This is a genomic window from Actinomadura gamaensis, from assembly GCF_042652125.1.
In the GTDB taxonomy this organism is placed as follows: domain Bacteria; phylum Actinomycetota; class Actinomycetes; order Streptosporangiales; family Streptosporangiaceae; genus Spirillospora; species Spirillospora gamaensis.
Genome location: NZ_JBHSIT010000003.1, coordinates 457,262 through 476,618, shown reverse-complemented (window position 1 = coordinate 476,618; position 19,357 = coordinate 457,262). Strand labels below are relative to the sequence as shown.

The 19,357-nt window shown below is 69.6% G+C and carries 13 protein-coding genes; 6 read left to right on the top strand and 7 right to left on the bottom strand.

Translation table 11 applies throughout. The features are described from left to right. Nucleotides 1-146 precede the first annotated feature (146 nt). Nucleotides 147-944 (top strand): DUF72 domain-containing protein, encoded by a 798-nt coding sequence (locus ACFPCY_RS12480; protein WP_378254488.1) that lies wholly within the window; start codon nt 147-149, stop codon nt 942-944. A 308-nt stretch (nt 945-1,252) separates the two neighbouring features. On the opposite strand, the gene ACFPCY_RS12475 is transcribed toward ACFPCY_RS12480, so the two are convergent. Further along, nucleotides 1,253-5,032 (bottom strand): AfsR/SARP family transcriptional regulator, encoded by a 3,780-nt coding sequence (locus ACFPCY_RS12475; protein ID WP_378254486.1) that lies wholly within the window; start codon nt 5,030-5,032, stop codon nt 1,253-1,255. Nucleotides 5,033-5,314: 282 nt separating this feature from the next. Here ACFPCY_RS12475 and ACFPCY_RS12470 point away from each other — a divergent pair, with 282 nt between their 5' ends. The 4 genes from ACFPCY_RS12470 to ACFPCY_RS12455 all read left to right on the top strand — a co-directional run bounded on the left by ACFPCY_RS12470 (nt 5,315) and on the right by ACFPCY_RS12455 (nt 8,910). Then, nucleotides 5,315-6,517: a cytochrome P450 gene (locus ACFPCY_RS12470; RefSeq protein WP_378254485.1), complete on the top strand. Its 1,203-nt coding sequence runs from the start codon at nt 5,315-5,317 to the stop codon at nt 6,515-6,517. Continuing rightward, nucleotides 6,514-7,602 carry an SAM-dependent methyltransferase gene (locus tag ACFPCY_RS12465; RefSeq protein WP_378254483.1) on the top strand — a complete coding sequence of 363 codons (1,089 nt, stop codon included), beginning with the start codon at nt 6,514-6,516 and terminating at the stop codon, nt 7,600-7,602. The genes ACFPCY_RS12470 and ACFPCY_RS12465 overlap by 4 nt, the downstream gene beginning before the upstream one ends. 254 nt (nt 7,603-7,856) lie before the next feature. Further along, nucleotides 7,857-8,558 (top strand): HemK2/MTQ2 family protein methyltransferase, encoded by a 702-nt coding sequence (locus tag ACFPCY_RS12460; protein WP_378254481.1) that lies wholly within the window; start codon nt 7,857-7,859, stop codon nt 8,556-8,558. A gap of 100 nt (nt 8,559-8,658) precedes the next feature. Further along, complete coding sequence (locus ACFPCY_RS12455) at nt 8,659-8,910, top strand: CDGSH iron-sulfur domain-containing protein (RefSeq protein WP_378255152.1); 252 nt, start codon at nt 8,659-8,661, stop codon at nt 8,908-8,910. A gap of 195 nt (nt 8,911-9,105) precedes the next feature. On the opposite strand, the gene ACFPCY_RS12450 is transcribed toward ACFPCY_RS12455, so the two are convergent. The 4 genes from ACFPCY_RS12450 to ACFPCY_RS12435 form a co-directional block, all read right to left on the bottom strand. Continuing rightward, on the bottom strand, nt 9,106-10,173 hold the full coding sequence (locus ACFPCY_RS12450; RefSeq protein WP_378254479.1) for an iron-containing redox enzyme family protein: 1,068 nt from the start codon (nt 10,171-10,173) through the stop codon (nt 9,106-9,108). A gap of 71 nt (nt 10,174-10,244) precedes the next feature. After that, a complete protein-coding gene (locus ACFPCY_RS12445) occupies nt 10,245-11,933 on the bottom strand; it encodes a carboxylate-amine ligase (RefSeq protein WP_378254477.1) in 1,689 nt (562 codons plus the stop codon). A 679-nt stretch (nt 11,934-12,612) separates the two neighbouring features. Continuing rightward, a complete protein-coding gene (locus ACFPCY_RS12440; RefSeq protein WP_378254475.1) occupies nt 12,613-13,674 on the bottom strand; it encodes a hydroxyacid dehydrogenase in 1,062 nt (353 codons plus the stop codon). A gap of 655 nt (nt 13,675-14,329) precedes the next feature. Beyond that, nucleotides 14,330-15,130: a carbohydrate ABC transporter permease gene (locus ACFPCY_RS12435; RefSeq protein ID WP_378254473.1), complete on the bottom strand. Its 801-nt coding sequence runs from the start codon at nt 15,128-15,130 to the stop codon at nt 14,330-14,332. Between the two features lie 258 nt (nt 15,131-15,388). On the opposite strand from ACFPCY_RS12435, the gene ACFPCY_RS12430 reads away from it, so the two are divergent. Then, a complete protein-coding gene (locus ACFPCY_RS12430; protein WP_378254471.1) occupies nt 15,389-15,610 on the top strand; it encodes a hypothetical protein in 222 nt (73 codons plus the stop codon). Nucleotides 15,611-15,723: 113 nt separating this feature from the next. On the opposite strand, the gene ACFPCY_RS12425 is transcribed toward ACFPCY_RS12430, so the two are convergent. Both ACFPCY_RS12425 and ACFPCY_RS12420 read right to left on the bottom strand, forming a co-directional pair. Beyond that, the gene (locus ACFPCY_RS12425) at nt 15,724-16,629 is read right to left on the bottom strand and encodes a carbohydrate ABC transporter permease (protein WP_378254469.1); all 906 of its coding nucleotides are present in this window, start codon (nt 16,627-16,629) and stop codon (nt 15,724-15,726) included. Nucleotides 16,630-17,698: 1,069 nt separating this feature from the next. Then, nucleotides 17,699-19,000 (bottom strand): ABC transporter substrate-binding protein, encoded by a 1,302-nt coding sequence (locus tag ACFPCY_RS12420; protein WP_378254467.1) that lies wholly within the window; start codon nt 18,998-19,000, stop codon nt 17,699-17,701. Nucleotides 19,001-19,357: the final 357 nt, after the last annotated feature.

Sequence of the window (19,357 nt, the reverse complement as noted above, 5' to 3'; positions counted from 1 at the left end):
GCGACCGAACGAATGGGCGTCGTGGAAGCGATGTCATGCGGGAACGTCCATGACGGTTCGGCGTGTCCCGGTACTCGGATACGGTCTTGCTCATGCGGCTTCACGTGGGATGTGCGATGTGGACTCTCGCGCCCTGGAGAGGACGGTTGATCCCGCACCCGCTGCCGCCGAACGAGCGGTTGCGCGCGTACGCGTCGTGGTGCAACGCCGTGGAAGGGAACACGACGTTCTACGCGACGCCTTCCGTCGAGACCGTGGCCTCCTGGGCCGAGCAGACATCGCCTGACTTCCGGTTCATGGCCAAGCTGCCGAAAACGGTCACACACGAACATCGCCTGATCGGCGGCGAGGAAGAACTGCGAGCCTTCCTCACGGCGATGGAACCGCTCGGCCCTCGTGCCCACGCGTTGTGGGTTCAGCTTCCTGCTTCGTTCGGTCCGAACGATCTGGGCACGCTGGCAACGTTCCTGCGGCGGCTACCCCAGTCGCACCGGCTCGCCGTCGAGGTACGGCACCGGGCGTTCTTCGAGGACGAGCGGTCTGAGCGAATGCTCGAACGTGTTCTCACCGGGGTGAACGCGGAATGGGTGCCGTTCGACACGGTCACGATGTTCGCCAGCCCGCCGACCAGCGACGCCGAACGCGATGCCTGGACGAGGAAGCCGCGCGTCCCGCGCCGGTCGCGAGCACTGACGGACCGTCCGATCGTCCGCTACCTGGGCCGGGACGACGTGGACCGCACAGTCGAGGGCTGGAAGCACTGGGTGGACGTCACGGCGGCCTGGCTGCGCGAGGGCCGTTCGCCGACCATCTTCATCCACACGCCCGACAACGCCGAAGCACCCGTCCTGGCCCGCCGATTCCACGACGAGGTCCGCGCGCTCGTCCCAGAGGTCGAGCCGCTCCCCGAGCCGATCCCCGCCGAACCCCCGACACTCTTCTGACCACCCCGACACTCATCTGACCAACAGAAGCTCTTCGCGCACATCCGAGCACCTGACGCCTTTTCGAACACTCTGAGCGTTCGAGCCACCGCCTGAACACTTCCGGCCATCCGCGGCCCTGCAGGTGCGGCACGCCGCAGACCCGCAGCCGTGGCACTCCCCGGACCTGCGGACGTGGCACGTCGCAGATCTGCGGGTGTTGCGCGTGACGGAGTTGCGGCGGAACAAGTGCCCACCCCAAGAGCCCGACCACACAGTCGACGCCTCTTGGACACACCAGGTCACTTCGCGTCATGGAGTGCGGGCGGTCACATCATGCGGTTTTCGGCGTTTACGGCTTGGAGGCTTTCGGCCAGGCGTTCGCGGCAGATGGTCTCGGGGATGGTCGCTCGCTGGGAGGCGAACAGGTCGATGGCCAGGCGGAGTCTGGTCACCGCTTCGTCGTGCTGGCCGAGGCCCTGATGCGCGTAGCCCCATTGTTCGTGGAAGTAGGCGGCGCCGAGCACGTGGTTGATGCTTCTCGTCAGCGCCAGGCCCTCTTCGCACAGTGCGGGGATGCGGTCATACAGGCCGGCCAGGTGGTAGACGCGGACGAGGCTGAAAAGGGCGATGCCCTGGAAGGCGGGTTCACCGAGCTCGCGCCCGATCGCCAGTGCTCGTTCCAACGCCTCGACCGCTCGTTCGTGATCGCCAAGCTTGCTGAGGGACAGGCCGACGACCCGGAGGCAGCTCAGTTCGGCGTGGCGTTCACCCGTCTGTTGGGCCAGCGCGAGGCCGCGTTCGGCGTCGCGGAGCGCGTCTTCCGGACGATCGAGTGCCTGCCGGCAGAACGCGCGCAAACCGAGCACTCTTGAGAGATCGCGATGGTTTTCCGATCGTTCGAACTCCTCGACCGCTTCGTCGACCATCGGAACGGCGTCGGCGGGGCGTCCCTGGTCGCCCGCGACGACGGCCGCGCCTCGGAAGCGGGCGTACGCGGCGGTCCCGGCGTCTCCCGCCTCCGATGCGGCCCGCGCGACGACCCGCCACAAGTATTCGACCTCGAAGTGCTGGCGGTGCAGATGCGCGTGCGCGGCCAGGCGCATGACGATCCCCGTCGCGAGACGGTGCCGGTTCGCGACGCAGGCGACCTCCACGATCATCCGCAGGTTCGGCATCTCGCTCTCGATCCACGCGGCCGGATCCGGCGCGACGAGCCGTCCGATCAGGTCCGCGTCGACGATCGCGCGCCGCCGGAAACGCGCCGGGGCCGGGAAGTACGGATCGCGCGGCGCACGGTCGTCGGCGGCGTCCACGAGTTCGAGCCACGCCACGATCAATCGCTCAAGCGCCGGTTCGGTGTCCGGATCGTCGTGCAAACGCTCAGAAGCGAACTCGCGCATCAGATCGTGCATCCGGTACCGGGGCTGTCCGAGCCGGTCCACGCCGCAGGCCGTGAGCAGGCACCGATCGACCAGTTCGGACAGAACGTCGCCCGCGTCGGCCGTGTCGAGCAGGACGTCCGCCACCCACGGCGCGAACGAGTGCGGCCCGGCGAGCGCCAGGATCCGGAACGCGTGCTGTGCGCGCTCGTCCAGGGCCGCGTATCCCGCCTCGATGTGCGCTCGAACAGCCGTGTCGCCCGCGACCATCTGGTCCAGGCGTCCCGGACCTTCGAGCAAGCTCGCCAGATGCGACAACGGCCACGACGGACGGGCCGCGAGCCGCGCCCCGGCGATCCGGAGCGCGAGCGGGAACCCGTCGCAGGCCGCCACGATCGTGTCCGCCGCCGGACGTTCGGCCGCGACCCGCTCCGTCCCGACGATCTCGGCGAGCAACGCGACACCTTCGGCGGGAGACATCGGCCGCACGTCCACGGCGTGCGCCCCGTCCAGCCCGAGATGCCGGGACCGGCTGGTGACCAGCAGCGCGCTGCCCGGCTCTCCCGGCAGGAGCGGACGCACCTGCGCCGCGTTCGCCGCGTCGTCGGCGAAGATCAGGACCCGCCGCCCGGCCAGCCGCGACCGGTAGGCCGCGGCCCGCTCGTCCAGTCCGTCGGGCATGTCGCCGGGCCGGACGCCGAGCGCCCGCAGCACCTCCCCCAGCACCGCCGCGACCTCCCGCGGCACCATCGACGCCCCGGCGAGCTGGATGTGGATCTGCCCGTCCGGGAAGGCGTCCTCGACCCGGTGCGCCGCATGCAGCGCCAGCGCCGTCTTTCCGACACCGGGCGGCCCCGTGACGTGCACGATCGGCGGGACGGACGTGGTCGTCCGAAGCAACTCCTCGATCTCGCCGACCTCGGCCTCGCGTCCGGTGAAGTCGCGCAGATCGGCCGGAAGCTGACGAAGCGGCGGCAGCTCCCGAACCGTCCAGGAACGTTCCGTCCCGCCGGCGCCGATCACACCATCGGCGCCATGGATCCCAGCCCTACCACCATCCCACCCAACGCCCGGGCCTCGCTCACCAGTAGAGCCGCTTTCGCCGCCTGAGCCAGCACCACGCGCGCCACGCGGACCACGCACGCCCGCCCCGCCACGCGGGCCACGCGGACCTGCCCCGGTGTCCGTGCCCCGCAGACCAGCGTCGCTCCGGATCACCTCACCGCCCGTACCGTCCCCGGCAAGCGCTTCTTGCGGATCAGCGAAGACCTCCCCAGCCGAACTGACATCACCCGCGCCCTCAAGATCTGCGCCGATGCCCACGCCCTGCGGACGAACATCACTCGCGCGCTGCGGGTCTGCGCCGCTGCCCGCACGGGGCGGAGTAGTGCCGTTCGGGGCCGTTTCGCTTCCGATGCCGTTCGGACGAGCCAGGCCAACCACGTCGCGCGGGCTAGCGTCCCGCGAGTTGGTTCTGCCGCGTTCGCCCGACGAGGCGGCCAGGTCAGGGACGTCTGCCTCAGCTTGAGCGACGTCCGAGTTGATCCCATGGTGCGCGGCGGCCTCTCCGGTGGCGGCATAAGCGCCAACCCCACTGCCTGAGCCCCGCACACTGCCTGAGCCCTGCACGCTGGACGCTCCAACCTCGCCAATCGTTTCGGTCTCGCTAGCGGCGCCCGTAAAGCCCGAAAGGCCCGCCTTGCCGATCGCAACACGAGAATCCGTCCCAATATGTGAGACCGTTCCGCCGTTCGGGTCGTGCGTTCCCTGCGGACGAACCCGCCCGGTCGTCTCGTAAGGGACACTCGCGTTCACCGCGCCCGCCTCAGCGGACGGGCCTCGCAAGGAGGCTCCGCTCAGCTCGATAGGACTGGGCAGCGGCGGCGTGTGCGTTGCGGCCTGCATGGCGGTTCCGTTGAGCGCGCCGTGAGGGCCCGGCAGCGGAAGCAGGCCAGGGGCGGTGAGGGGCTCGTCGCGGCGGATGCGGTCGGCGAGGTCGCGGAGGGATCGGCCGGGGTGGGTGCCGGTCGCGGTCATGATCGCGGCGCGGGTCCGTTCGTAGCTGCGCAGGGCTTCGGCTTTGCGGCCGGAGCGGTGCAGCGCCAGGAGGAGCGCCGCCGCCAGGGTCTCGTTGAGCGGGTCGTCCTCGACCCAGTCGCGCAGGTCGGGGACCAGGTCGCGGTGGCGGGAGAGGGCGAGCAGCGTCTCGGCGGCCTCCTCGCGGACGCGTCGTCGCTCGCCCAGCAGCCCGGTCCGGACGCCCGCCAGGGACGGTGTGCGGGGCAGGTCCGCCAGCACCGGTTCGCGCCAGAGCCCCAGCGCCCGTCCGAAGAGTTCGGCGGCCTCCGCGCAACTGCGGAACGCCTGGTCCGGGGCGGTTCGTTCGGTCGCGGCGGCGCGGGCGAGGGATTCGCGGGCACGGGCGGCGAGATCGCGGAAGACCACGACGTCCAGGGTGTCGCCGGGGTGCGGAACGAGCCGGTAGCCGCCGTGTCCGAGCGGGAGCCGGTCGCGGGTCAGGGCCCGGCGGACGCCGCTGAGGCAGGTCTTGACCGCGCCCGCGCCGCGTCCGGGCGCATCGTCGCCCCACAGCAGCTCGCCGAGCGCGCGGGCGGACACCGGGCGGCCCGCGCGCACCGCGAGCACGCAGAGCGCGGCGCGCTGGAGCGGCTGCGTCGGCTCGACGCGCTCGCCGTCGTCGGACGTCACCTCCAGGGGTCCGAGCATCCGGATCTCCACCGGTCCTCCCTCCGTACTAGCGATCATGGTGGTCGGCGGGCCGCCGGGCGGACGGCGCGCCGGGGTGGCCGCATATGGCCACGGTCAAGTCCAGTCAGGATCACAGTGCGGGCCGCGACCGCTCCTGCCTGCGCCGTCACGGTGCGCGGCCGGACGGCCCGGGCTGCTCGACGCGGCGTGATCGGCCCCGTGCTGACCTTCGGCTGACCTCCGCGTCCTACGCTCACTCCACGGGCAATGATCCAACGGAGGGCCCCGCGGAGGTGACCGGTGCGCGAGTCCGACTCCCCACCGTCGATCCACGCCTTCGGCCGGGTCCGCCTCGAACCGGATCCGCGGCTCGCCGAGCTGCGCCGCGCCGGCCCGGTGACGCGCGTCCGGTTGCCGGACGGGTCGTCCGGATGGCTCGCGACCGGCTGGGATGAGGCCCGCCGGGTGCTCGCCGACCCGGTGTTCAGCCGCGCCCGCGCGGTCGGCCGCACGCCCGGCGCGCACCGCCGCGAGACCTTCCTCATCGACATGGACCCGCCCGACCACGGCCGCGTCCGCCGCCTCGCGGTGCCCGCGTTCACGCACCGGCGCGTCCAGGCTCTCGCGCCGCAGGTTGACGCCTTGGCCGGCGCCCTCGTGGACGCCATGATCGACGCCGGTCCGCCCGCCGACCTGGTGCGCGACCTGGCGCTGCCGCTGCCGATCACCGTGATCGGGGAGCTGCTGGGCGTGCCCGCCCAGGACCGCGACCGCTTCCAGGGCTGGTCGGACGCGTTCCTCTCCACCACGGCGTTCTCGTCCGGCGAGATAGCGGCCGCTCACGTCCATCTGGACGACTATCTCACCGAACTCATCGCGAAGCGGCGGATCGAGCCATCCGACGATCTCCTCTCGGAGCTCGTACGCGCGCGCGACGAGGACGGCGGCCTGAGCGAGGCCGAACTGGTGAATCTGGGCGTCGGCCTGCTCGTCGCGGGATACGAGACGACCGCGAACCAGATCACCAATCTCGTCTACACGCTGCTCACCCAGCGTTCCCTATGGGATCGCCTGGTTGCCGAGCCATCGCTCCTGGCGACCGCCGTCGATGAGCTGCTCCGTTACGTTCCGCTCGGCACGGAGACCGGTATGCCGCGCGTGGCCGTCCGCGACGTGGAACTGGGGGGCGTCCTCGTGCGCGCGGGGGACGTCGTCTACGCGGGACGCCCGGCCGCTAACAGGGATCCATCAGTGTTCGATAATCCAGAAAGGATCGTTCTAGACCGTTCGAACAATCCGCACCTGGCGTTCGGGCATGGGATCCACCACTGCCTGGGCGCCCATCTGGCCCGGCTGGAACTGCGCGCGGCACTCGGGGCGTTGACCGCGCGACTGCCGGCGGTCCGGATCGCCGTCCCCGGGACGGACCTGCAATGGAAGGCGGGGCTGAGCGTGCGGGGGTTGCGCGCCTTGCCCCTGACCTGGGAGGACGACACGAGATGACCAACGGGGGCGGGCTCGGGCTGGCGGGGCCCGCACGGGTCTACGACTGCCTGCTCGGCGGCAAGGACAACTACGCCGTCGACCGCGAGCTGGTGCTCGAACTGCTGCGCATCGAACCGGGCCTGGTGGACGCCGCGCACGCCAACCGCGCCTTCGTCCGCCGCGCCGTCCGAAAGCTGGCCGGGCTGGGCCTGCGGCAGTTCCTCGACATCGGCTGCGGGCTGCCGACCAACGACAACGTCCATCAGATCGCGTCGCGCCACGCGCCGGGCGCCCGCGTCCTGTACATCGACCAGGATCCGCTGGTCCTCGTCCACGCGCGGGCCCTCCTGGTGGACGACGGCGACGTCGCCGCCCTCCAGGCCGATCTGCGCAAACCGGAGGAACTGGTCAGCCAGACCCTTGATCACGGCCTGCTGGACCCGGCCGAGCCGATCGCCGTCCTGATGACGTCGGTTCTGCACCACCTGACGGACGCCGACGACCCCTGGAAGGCCGTCCGGACCCTCACCGCCGCCCTCGCGCCCGGCAGCGCCGTGGTCATCTCCCACCTGACCAGCGCGCCGGTGACCCTGAACCCTGAAACGGGCAGCCCGGAAACCGCGCCTCCCGAAGCACTTCAGGCCCGCCTCACTCCCTCCGCTTCCGGCGTTCCCGGAACTCCTGGGGCTATCGGATCTGCTGGGGCTGCCGGAACTTCTGGGGCTGCCGGAACTTCCGTAGTTTCCGGAACTTCTGGTGGTCACGAGGACCGAGAGATTTTCGGGACTCGCGGGGATTCCGGGGCTCGCAGGAATTCCGGAAGTCGCGGGCCTCAGCAGACGATCGAGGCGGTCGCGGCGACCGACGTCGCGAAGGCGCCCTCGGCCGCCGCGATCGCCGCCGATCTGGCCGCCCGGTACACCGAAGGCTGCTCGCTACCGCTCGTCCCGCGCGACGCGGCCGCGATCATGGCGCTTTTAGACGGCCTGAAGCCCCTCTCCCCCGGTTTCGTCCCCGTGGACGACTGGCGACCCGAACTCTCCGACGGAACGCCGTCCGCGCCGTCCCTCTACCTGGCAGGCGTCGCCACCGTCCCGGACTGACCGTCCCCCGAACGTCCCGGCCCGGACTGAGCGTCTCCCGAACGGTCAGTCCCGGACTGAGCGTTTCCCGAACATCCCGTCCCTTCCCGGCCGCCCTCCCCCTGACGTTCCGACATGGCCGCTTCCCGAAGGCGCGGAATGATCAGCGCTGCCGAACGCTCCACTCCGGTCATCGTCTCCGTACCGCGTCTCCGCATCGACGGCCCGAAGCCCGCCTTCGGGTCGCCGGCCGAGGCGACGACCTGCGGTGATGGATGTTTGGCGTTGTACGCACGGGTATTCCGAAGCAAATGATGCTGCTGAGGCCGCCGGGCGTATATCGACCCCAGGGAGACACGTTCCTGCTCGCCGATGCCCTTCGCCGGGCAGCGGTACCAGCGGGCGCACGCGTGCTCGACGTGTGCACCGGAACCGGCGCGGTCGCCATGGCCGCGCGACGTAACGGCGCGGGACGGGTGATCGCCGTCGACGTGTCGCGCCGCGCGGTCCTCGCCGCCCGGCTGAACGCTCTGTTGTACGGACAGTCAGTGCGGGTGCGCCGCGGCGACCTGCTGGACGCGGTGGAGGGCGAGCTGTTCGATGTGATCCTGGCGAACCCGCCCTACGTGCCCGCACCCGGCATGCCCCGCGTGCCGCGGGGTAGCGCACGCGCGTGGGACGCCGGACCGGACGGCCGCGACCTGCTCGATCGGATCTGCGCGAAGGCACCCGAGCATCTGGTCCCCGGCGGCATGCTGATGGTGGTCCATTCGGCGCTGTGCGGCGTGGAACGGACGCTCGCGACACTGCGGGAGAGCGGCCTCAAGGCGTCCGTCGTCGCCCGCCGCCGCGAACCCTTCGGCCCGGTCATGCGCGCCCGCGCCGCGACCCTTCGGACTCAGGGCCTGATCGGCGCCGAGGACGACGACGAGGAACTGGTGGTGATCCGTGCCGACCGCACCCGAACCGTCCGCTGACCACGACCCCATGGCCACCGACCCGAGCTCCGCGACCAGCACCGCCCCCTCAGCGGCCGGCGCTTCGCGCACAGCCGCCACCGACCCGCCCACCTCGACGATTGATCATGCGCCCGGGACGGCGGGCGGCCCGCCCGTCACCGCGGACCACCGTCGCGTGATCATCGACCCCGGCGGGCCGATCCTGGTCCAGGGGCCGGTCGAGGTCCAGATGCCGGACGGCACGACCGCGACGTCCGATCGCTTCATGGTCGCTTTGTGCGCATGCCGCCGGAGCCGCACCCTGCCGTTCTGCGACACCAGCCATCGGCGCCGTCGCCGTCCGCCGAAGGAAGCGCCGTCCTCCACCTGACGGCGCGCGGAAAGCGTCCGCGCTGTTCATCCGGACAACCGATCAGCTGAACATACGGAAGACGCACGCCCCGAAGCCCGGTAACCGCCCGTCAAGCGGCTGCCGGGCTTCGACCTTCGACCGTTCCGGCTCAAGAAAGACTGAAGGCCGTGCACCGGACTCCCCGTGCACGGCCTTCAGGCGTCGATCGATCGATCAGAAGTCGGTGGACGCCCCGGAAGGCAGCGGCCTGCGCAGCGACGATCGTCCCACCCGCCAGTTGGACAGCAGATGCTCGCCGAGACGCTCCTCCAGGAAATTGGTGGCGCGGATACCGAACGCGATGTCGGCGGCGAGCTCCGGCTCCCGCTCCAGCAGATCCCCCACCACGTCGTGGCGGAGGACCTGCTCATGGACGGCGTCCGCCTCGATGTGCTCGGTGAAGAAGCGCGCGCAGCGCTCCTCCTCGCCGAGCCGCTCCATCGCCCGGGCGAGCCGCGCCGCGCTCGGCGCGGTGGTGATCTCGGCGGCGGCGAAATGTCCGACCATCGCGCCGCGCCGCGCCCGGTGCAGGCCGAACAGCGACATCATCGTGACCACGGCGAGCGCGGGCGCGGGGACCACGTCCAGGTAACGCCCGTAGCGGGAGTCGAGGTCGAGCCCGTCCATCATGTCGGCGAACAGCTGCGCGTGGACCGCCTCGGGTCGTCCGCCACCGTATTCGTCGAACTCCACCGCCACCAGGGACGCTTTGGCCCGTCCGCGCAGCCGCGGAATCAGGAACGCGTGCGGATCGGCCTCCTTGAGGTGGTACGCCGACCGGTGGACGACGTACTCGCGCATCTGCCAGCGCGCTCCCTCGTCCCGCAGATAGTGGGAGACGCCTTCGCCGTCCGCCGGCTCGACCAGCAGGGCGTCCAGTTCGGCGAGCACGGTCTCCTCGGCGGCGGATCGGTCGATCTCGCCGCCCGTATCGGCGCGCAGGGCCTCCAGGAAGGTGCGCTCCATCAAGGCACGCAGGCGCAGCAGGCCCGGATCCCACTCCCAGCCCGGATCCACCCCCTCGATGCCCACATAGTGCAGTTCGTAGCAGAGGTACAACGCGAGCTGGAGATCGTCGCCGTACGGATCGACCGATCCCCAGCGTGTGGCCGTCCAGGCGGCCTCCAGAAGCGGCGGGACGATGTCCCTCTCGGGGGGTCCGGACAACACGGCCAGGACCGCCTCGGACAAGGGACCACGCGGTTCGGGCACAGGCGCGCCCGCCACGTCCGGCACGGTCATGGGACCGAGTGTCATAGGGCCTCCCAGTGATCGGCTCTGGGGTCCGCCTCAAATACCCGGTCAGGGCACCCTCATGCGTCGCTTCCGCCTTCGGATTCGAGCACCCGCGCAAGATACGCGACCGCCGCCCGCGCCGCGCCTTCGCCGCGCATCACTCCGCTTCCTACGCGCGAGTCGTCGTTCGCCGCCCCACCGCCGCGACGATCCCCTCCCGGTCCCGACGCGACATCGCCCCCATATCCCCCTGCCCGTCCCGACGGCACATCACCACGCCCTCCTGCCCGGGCTGCCGCCGCATCCCCTCCTCCCACGCCTGCCCGGGCTGCCGCCGCATCGCCGCCACGCACGCCTGCCCGTGCTGCCGCGACATCGCCTCCGGTTGCCGGGCCGTCCGCCCATCCGGCATCGCTTGCCGCGCCGGCCAGGCCTGCCCGTGCCGGATCGCTCGCCGCGACGGATCGGCCGACGATCGCCCCCGCTGGGATGTCCGAGCGCCCAAAACCAAACGTTCGCAAAGCACTTTCACTCGCCTCCGCCCCGTGGACGGGCTGCCCGAGATCATTTGGGCGCGCCGCGCTGTTCAACCGTCCGACATCGCCCGCTTTGACCCCGCCTCCCGTCCCGGTCGAGCCATTCATCCCCGTCCCGCCGTCTTCTTCTGTTCCGCCATCTGCGCGAGATCCCCTCTCCGCCCGCGCACCACCGTCGGCTTCCGCAGCCAGACGCTGACGCCGGGCACCCGTGCCCTCGCGCATCAGATTCGCCCAGAGCTGCCGGACGTAGGGCAGGTCACCCGTCTCCTCCAGCGCCGGCGACACGAAGCGCAGCAGCTCACGGGCGAGATCACTGGCGGGGACGGAGCGTTCCTGCACCGGATGGACGGCCGGACCGTCCATCCCGTACCGCGCCGCCGACCAGACCGCCGCCGCGCACACCTGATCGTCCAGTTCGGGGCCTTCGCGTCCCGTCTCCAGCTCGGCCAGCGCCGTTTGGACGAGCCCGCGCGTCAAAGCCGCCAGCAGAACGGCGTCGTCCACGGTCGGGACGGCGTCGGCAGCGCGCACCTCCACCGTGGAGAACCTGGACGACGGCCGGGCCAGCCAGAAGGACATCGCCGAATCGACCACGACGCCGCAGTCCACGAGCCGTTCCACCGCCCGCTGCTCCTCATCCGCAGAAGCGAACCTCGGCGGCACGCCGGATCCCGGGAAATGCGCCTGATGCATCATGCGCCAACTGGCATATCCGGTGTCGCGTCCGTCCGCGAAAGGAGAGTTGGCCGACAAGGCCAACAGCATGGGCAACCACGGACGCAAATGATTGATGACCGCCACGGCCGTCTCACGATCGGAGACCCCGATATGGACGTGACAACCCGACACCTCATACGTATCGGCAACGTCCGCGTACAGCCGTCCGATAGCGGCGTATCGATCCCCCGCATTGAGGGATCGCCCCACCTTCCCCGGCAGCGCGGCCGTCCCGGCCGAAACCGCCGCCACACCCTCCGCCCGCGCGGCCTGCGCCACGACGGCCCGTCCCGCCACCAGCTCAGCGCGGAGCTCCGCCAGCGAGGAGCACACGCCGGTGGCCGCCTCCACTTGGCTGGAAGCCAGCTCCTCATGCAAGGTCACCGAGTTCAAGGCCGCAGCAGACAGCGCCTCCCGCGCACGCCTCAGGACGGCCTTCCCACGCGGAACGGTATGGAACCCGGTGGGATCTACCAGGAGAAACTCCTCTTCAACCCCCATGGTGCTCATCGCGAGGTGCTTCCCGCTCTGATCCATTCCAACCAGTCAGACCCGAACATCCGAACACGAGTCCATGAGCACTCACGCCGAGAGCTCCGCTCCGCAACAGCGTCCCGCTCTCAAACCGCCCGCCCTGTCCCCCGCGAACCTGCCCCAGCTCCCCGGGGCTCTCCCCACCAGTCCCGACAACACGCAGCCGATGCAATCAGCACCACCGCCCCGCCGCCGCGGCGATGAGGCGGTGAAGCGGTAAGGCGGTGAGGCGCGATGGTTTTTTTCGTGTCGACTTTGCGTGTCGCCCCTGCGCGGCGGTAGCGCGCAACCCCAGCCACGTCGCTTTGGTTACGCCCCGGCGCCGCGCCGCGCGGCCCCTCACACACCGCCCAAGCGCACCACCGCCGCACGCAGCGGACAAGCGCGGCGCTCGCACTCCGCCGACAGGCGCGGCGTTCACCCCGTCGCCGCGCGACACGCTGCCACTCACGCCCGTTTCGTCCCCCACCAGCCCAGTTCGCGGGCGCGACGGCCCGTACACCACCGCCCTCAGCTTGCGGTCTTCGCGGTTGGAGTCCGTCGCGACGCGGCCGCCTGGTACACGACTCTTGCGCGGCACCGCTCTACCGGGCCACGGCGCACCACCGAAGAGCGCGGACGGGCTGGCCGCGTTGCGTGCCTGGCGGCCGGCGCGTCAGGCCGAGCGAGCGAGGGCTTCCGCGCGGACGGGGTGGTCGAACGGCATTCCTCGCGCGAAACGCTCCAGTTCGTCCAATGCCGAACCTGCCATCCGCGTCAGTTCGTTTCCCAGAGAACCGGCGATGTGCGGGGTGAGCAGCACGTTCGGCAGGTCGTAGAGGGGCGACGAGGCGGGCAGCACCTCCGGTTCGGTGACGTCCAGCACCGCGTGGAGGCGCCCCGCGACGAGTTCATCGGTCAGCGCGTCGGTGTCCACGAGCGAGCCGCGCGCGGTGTTGATGAGCGTCGCTCCGTCCCGCATCAGCCGCAGCACGTGCCGGTCGATCATGTGATGCGTCTCCGGGATCTGCGGCGCGTGCACCGTCACCACGTCGGACGCCGCGGCGAGTTCGGAGAGTTCCGCTCTGCGAACACCGAGCTTTCGCGCCTCGTCCTCTCCCAAGTACGGGTCGAACACCAGGACTTCAACATCGAACGGACGCAACAGCTCAATGACGCGACGACCGATCAAAGAGGCACCGATGATCCCTACGGTCAGCCCGTAGTTGCCCCAGTTCGCGTCCGGTTCCACCCATTCTGGACGGGACCGCTCGCGCCGGTAGCGCGCCGCGATCGGCAGCACGCGCTTGCCGGCGAACAGGATCGCGGCGAGCGTGAACTCCGCGACCGGCAACGCGTTCGCGGCCGCGGCCGAGGACACGGAGATGCCGCGTTCCCAGCAGGCCTCGGTGACGTGGTGCTTGACCGTTCCCGCAGCATGCACGACCGCGCGCAGCCCTGGCATCCGCTCCAGCACCTCGGCGGTCAGCGGGGGGCATCCCCAGCAGGTCAGCAACACCTCGGCCGCCGCGAGTGCATCGGCGTGCGCCGGATCCTCGAAGTCGGCGACGACACGTCCGAGGTCGACTTCGGCGACCCGTGCGAGCCGCTCACGAACGCTCGCGTCGAACACCTGCGGCCACACGTTCGGCGCCATGGCCAGGACAACCCGAGGCCGAACGAACTCCACCCGCTCACCCTCCGTCAAAGGGTCACCTTCCGAACACTCGACGCTCAATGCTTCATGTCCTGATCGATCCATATCGGACCGTTCAGATACCGCCCGATCAGCCTTCGCTTCTCCAGTCACCGCAACTTCCGATGAGTCGCCCTCCTGCGAGCCAGGACCCGCCTTCGGCCCTTCCGATGCCGCCAAGCTCGTCCCTGCCCCTTCGCGCCTCAACCGATCTGGCTCTGATCCTTCGAACACCAACCGAAGCGGCTCGGACGCTTCCAACCCTGAATGCGCCGACTCGGCCCGTTCCACCACCGGACGATCGTTTTCCGCTCTTCCGCACATCGCGCTCTCCAGGCTCACCGGATCGATCCGCGCCTGTTGCGCCCCCGGCACTCCCGACCCCGAAGTCCCTGACCGCGGCGCTCCCGGCTCCGGCGTCCCCGGCGGAAAGGCTCCCGCCTCCAGAGCTCCCGACTCCGGCGCTCTCAGCTGCGGCATTCCCCACGGAAAGGCTTCCGCCTCCATGACTCCCAGCTCCGGAGTTCTCGGCTCCGGCGTTTCCGACTCCGCCACTCCTAACGCCGGCATTCCCGGCTCCGCACTGGGCGCCCCGGGCCCCGGTGCTCCGGGCTCCGGGACTCCGGGCCCAGGACATGCCGGAACCGGAGCAGTGGATGAAGACATTTCCGAGCTCCCCCGAGACGGGTTCCTGGCGCTACTTCACCGCTCCGGCGGTCAGGCCGGAGCGCCAGAAGCGCTGAAGAGAGATGAACGCGACGACGAGCGGAAGCACCGCGACCAGCGATCCCGTGATCACGATCGGATAGAACTCCGGCGACTGGGCCGTGGTCGTGTAGTACGAGTAGACGCCCAGCGTGACGGGGAACAAGTGCTGATCGGACAGCATGATCAGCGGAAGCAGGAAGGTGTTCCAGCTCGCCGTGAAGGAGAACAGGAACAACGTCACCAGCCCGGGCGACAGCATGGGCAACGCGATCCGGCCGAAGATCTTCAGCTCGCCCGCGCCGTCAACGCGCGCGGCCTCCAGGACCTCTCCGGGGACATAGCCCTCGGAGAACACCCGCGCGAGATACACCCCGAACGGGCTCACCACGCTGGGCAGCAGGACACCCCAGTAGGTGTTCACCAGTCCGATCTTGGAGAACAGCAGGTACGTCGGCAGCGAGGTGATGGTCGCCGGAACGAGCACGCCGAGCAGCACCAGGCCGAACAGCTTCTCCTTGCCCGGGAAGTCGTACTTGTCGAACGCGTACCCGGCGAGCATGGACAGCATGGCGCTGACGAACGCGCCGACCACCGAATACAGCACGCTGTTCAGCAACCACCGCCCATAGATGCCGTGATCGATCGTGAACAGTTGCTTCAGGTTCCCGAACAGGTTGAACGATCCGAACTCGAACCCCGGATGACCGAACAGATCACCGGTGTCCTTCGTCGCGGATACCAGCAGCCAGAGCGCGGGCATCAACGCGTACAGCGCCGCGACAAGGAGCACCGCATTCGCGGTGGCCTTCCCGGTCCAACCGCCCCGCGCCGCGCCTACTCCCCCACCGGACACGCCACCCGGACGTCCCCGACCTCGGCGACGCCGAGTCCGGCTCCCCGACCGAGTCACGCCACCGCCGCCGGCACGCCCGCCTTCAGCCATCCGCCCAGCTCCGCCAACTTCCGCAGCTCCGGCCGAATGACCTGCTTCCCGCCCTCCGCCAGACTCGCCGCTTCCAGAACCCGACAATCCGCCCGCTCCCCCGTCGTGTGCGGACACTGCCCGGTCGCCCTGGACAGGCGCGTCGTCCCCGACAGCACGGTCGTCCCGGACAGCGCAGTCGCCCCGGGCAGCACGGTCGGCCTGCGCTGCGCGGTCACCTTGGCCTGCGCGGTCACCCTGGGCTGCGCGGTCAGCCTGGGCTGCGCGGTCAGCCTGGGCTGCGCGCTCGGACTGAACGGCGCGCTCGGACTGAACGGCGCGCTCTGACTGAACGGCGTGGTCGGACGAAGCAACCCGGTCGACTCCGTCGCCTGCTGGACGCACAGCTTCGTTCGCACCGGAGAATCCGTTCGTGTTCGTTCGAACTTCGGTCGGATCGCTCATGCCGGCCTCCTTCCGCCGCCGATCCGTGTCACCACGTAGGAGAGCGCGGCGAGCACGACGGTGAGGACGATCGAGGCGGCGGCCGCGAGACCGTAGTCATGCTGGGCGAACGCCGCGTTGTAGATGTACATGGTCGGGCTCCAGGAGCTGCCCATTCCGGCGGACTTGGCGGCCAGCGCCTGCGGCTGAGTGAACACCTGGATCGAACCGATCACGGTGAACAACGTCGTGAGGACGACCGCCGACCTGATCATAGGAACCTTGACGCTCACCGCGGTGCGCACCGGACCCGCGCCGTCCGCCGTGGCCGCCTCCAGCACCTCCCGCGGAATCGCCTGGAGGGCCGCATAGAAGATGATCATGTTGTAGCCGATCCACTGCCAGACCGAGATGTTGACGATCGAGGTCGCGGCGTTGTCGGACGACAGGAAGTCCCAGTGCAGTCCCGCACCGTCCAGCCACTTGACCACCGGGCTCAGGCCGGGCGTGTACAGGTAGATCCAGATGATCGCGGCGATCAGGTCCGGGATCGCGTGCGGCAGGAACAGGACGACCTGCAGTGTCCGCCGCGCTCGGGTGAGCCCGCTGTCGAGCAGCAATGCGATCAGCAGAGCACCCAGGATCATGACCGGGATGTAGATCATGCAGTACAGCGCGATGTGCCCGAACCCGTGCTGGAAGTCTCCGGCGGAGAGGGCGCGCGTGTAGTTGCGGATCCCGCTGAACTCCGTCGTGGTACCGCCACCGAACCCCAGGCCACCGGACGAGCGCTGATGGAACAGGCTCATCCACACCGCATAGCCGATCGGCGCGACCGTCACCAGCAAGAACAGCAGGACGAACGGGGCCACGAACAACAGCGCCGTCCTGCGCTGCCGCCCCTGGAGATTACCTGTCGCCACCTCGCGGCCTCCTTCCAGTCATGTCAGTTGCTCCACTCGAACGCCACCCGCCCGAGCCGGTCCGGCGCCTTCGGCCTGCCCATCTCGTCGAGCCCGCCGGCACTCCCCGCCGACTTTCGCCTGTCCCCTCCGACCGCGCTCGCCCCTTCATCCCGTTCCAGGCCGTCCAGGCAAGCCCGACCCGTCCAGGCAAGCCCGACCCGTCCAGCCGAGACCGAGCCGTCCAGCCGAGACCGAGTCATCCAGCCAAGCCCGGCTCGTCCAGCTCGTCCGCCCGCGCCCGGGCGGCCGACCCCGTTCAGCCGGAACGCGAATAACGATCCGGCCGACCGCGGCCGAGCCGCCCTTCTCGTCCGGCCGCGGTCTGCCTCGCCTAACCCGTCTCTGACTGCACCCGACCAACCCAATTTCGGCCGAATGCTCGCCGAACGACCACGCGAACATTCGCTCGGACACTGATCGAGCAATCGAACAACCAGCCTGCCCGGACGCCGCCGACGGTTGAGTCAGCCCGCGCTCCCTCAGCTTCCTCAAAGTTCCCGGCGCCGCTTCGACTCTCGTGAACTTCAAGTCCGCCTGAGCGATTGAGCAGCCGCCCGCCCGGATGCGTCCGGACGAACGGCCACTCGGCCTCCCTGGCGCTAGCCGGACGGAGCAAGGACGAGCACCCTGACTTGGCCACATCTCGAGCTGACCGAACACCAGTCCACTCGAAGCCGCCAGCCGATCAAGCTCCCGTCCCGTCACGCGACCTGCGGCTCGCACTGTTCGCCACCGCTGCACGAGCCGAGCAGTCACCTGCCCGCACCGGCTTCCGAGCACTCCACAAACGTTCGTCCGTTCATCCGTCACTCAGCAGCACCATCGGGTCGTTTTCACTTCGGTTGAGCGGAGACCGTTCATTAGTGCGAACGCGCGCCGCGATGGTCGGTCGGTCTCGTCCGGTCATCCGATCGGCAATCGCTCGATCGCGCGTCCGGACGAACACGAGGCCGTCCGTCCGGACGTTTGATCGAGCGAACATGCGCAGCCGCAACAGCGGCGACGTCCGAGCCGGCGGGCGACGGGATCAGGATGCGAGGGACAGGCCGCGGTTCTTGATCTCGGTCACGGCCGTGGTCTGCCCCGCCGTGAGCGAGTCGGTGAGGTTCCCGCCGGTGGTGAGCTTGCCCATCGTGTCGCGGAAGTTCAGGGCGAGCGTCCGGTAGACCGGTCCCCATTGCCAGCCGGGGCGCAGGCTCTTCAGCGCGTCCGAACCGAGCGCGTAGATGTCCTGACCGCCGAAGTAGGACGTGTCGAAGCTGGCCTTCGCGGTGGCCACCATCTGCGGGTCCGCCGGAAGCGCGGCGCTGGTGCCGCTGGCGAGCGTCGCCTTCCACGCCTCCGGCGTGGTCGTCGCCCACTTCATGAACTCCTGCGCGGCCTTGCCCTTCGCGCCCTTCCCGTGCCCCTTGAGGACGGAGTAGACCGAACCGCCGACGGCGCCCGCGGCGGGCTTCCCGTCCCAGGTCGGGATCGGCGCGGCCGCCCACTTGCCCTTCTCGTCGGGCGCGGTGAGCTTGAGAGGCCCGGCGTTCCAGCTCGCGCCGATCAGCGCGACCGTCTTGCCGGAAACGATGCCCTTCGTCCACTGGTCGCTGTAGGAGACCTGCGCCCACGCGAGATCCTGGTGGACGAGGTCCTGCCAGTAGGTGGCGACCTTCTGCGAGGCCGGGTCGGTCAGGTTGACCTTCCACGCGTTACCGGAGGTCGAGAACCAGGTCGCCCCGTTCTGCCAGGACAGCCCGGCGAGGTAACCGATGTCGTCGTTGAAGAACGAGGTCAGGCGGACGCTGCCGTCGACCTGCTTCACCTTCTTGGCGGTGTCCTTGAACTCGTCCCAGGTCTTCGGGACGGCCAGGTGGTTCTTCTCGAAGAAGTCCTTACGGTAGTACAGGAGCTGCGGACCGATGTCGCGCGGCACGGCCCAGGTGCGTCCGCCGAGGGTGACCAGGCTCTGGACGGACTCGGGGAAGGTGTTCTTCACCGTGTCGCCGAGGCCGTCGGTCAGGTCCTCGAGCTGGTTCTGGCTGGCGAACTCGGGCAGCGCGGTGTACTCGACGTTCACCACGTCCGGTCCGTTGCCCGCCTTCGCGGCGTTGGCGATCTTGTCGTAGCCGCCGTTCACACCGGACGGGATCTTCTCGTACTTCACCTTGATGCCGGGGTGCGCGGCGTTGAACGTCTCGACCAGCTTGTCCGCGCCGTTCAGCCATGACCAGTAGGTCAGCTCGACCGGCTTGCTCGACTTGTCGTCCGATCCGCCACCGCCACACGCGGCCGCGCCGACGAGCGTGAGCGCCGTGACCAGGCTGAGGGATCTGAGCTTCATGCATCGCTCCTGGGGGTGGTTCGCGAGTGATCAGCATCATTCGCTCAGAACCGAACAACGTCAAGAGCGAACGAACAATCGATCAGAAAAAAGACATCTCGATCAGATCACGCTCACATGCTCGATCCTCGGTCGTCCAGCGCCGCCGGCTCCCCGCACGTCCGCCCGGAGCCGGCCAGTCGCTACCCGTCCTCTTCCCAGCTCAACGCGGCCGAGCGCGTGGCGCTGGGCAACCATGCGGGACCTTCCCAGCAACATGTTCGTTTGCGCAAACCGATCAAACGTGCCTCCCGCGAAGGGCTCCGAGCTGTCCAAGGTCCCGAGGACCAGAGGCGTCACGATACGAACGTCTGGACG

What these genes read in the sequence shown, in the direction of transcription:
- ACFPCY_RS12475 (WP_378254486.1), bottom strand. Translation starts at nt 5,032, where the DNA reads ATGCTCGGACCCCTGGAGGTGACGTCCGACGACGGCGAGCGCGTCGAG.
- ACFPCY_RS12460 (WP_378254481.1), top strand. Translation starts at nt 7,857, where the DNA reads ATGTTTGGCGTTGTACGCACGGGTATTCCGAAGCAAATGATGCTGCTG.
- ACFPCY_RS12450 (WP_378254479.1), bottom strand. Translation starts at nt 10,173, where the DNA reads ATGACCGTGCCGGACGTGGCGGGCGCGCCTGTGCCCGAACCGCGTGGT.
- ACFPCY_RS12420 (WP_378254467.1), bottom strand. Translation starts at nt 19,000, where the DNA reads ATGAAGCTCAGATCCCTCAGCCTGGTCACGGCGCTCACGCTCGTCGGC.
- ACFPCY_RS12445 (WP_378254477.1), bottom strand. Translation starts at nt 11,933, where the DNA reads ATGAGCACCATGGGGGTTGAAGAGGAGTTTCTCCTGGTAGATCCCACC.
- ACFPCY_RS12465 (WP_378254483.1), top strand. Translation starts at nt 6,514, where the DNA reads ATGACCAACGGGGGCGGGCTCGGGCTGGCGGGGCCCGCACGGGTCTAC.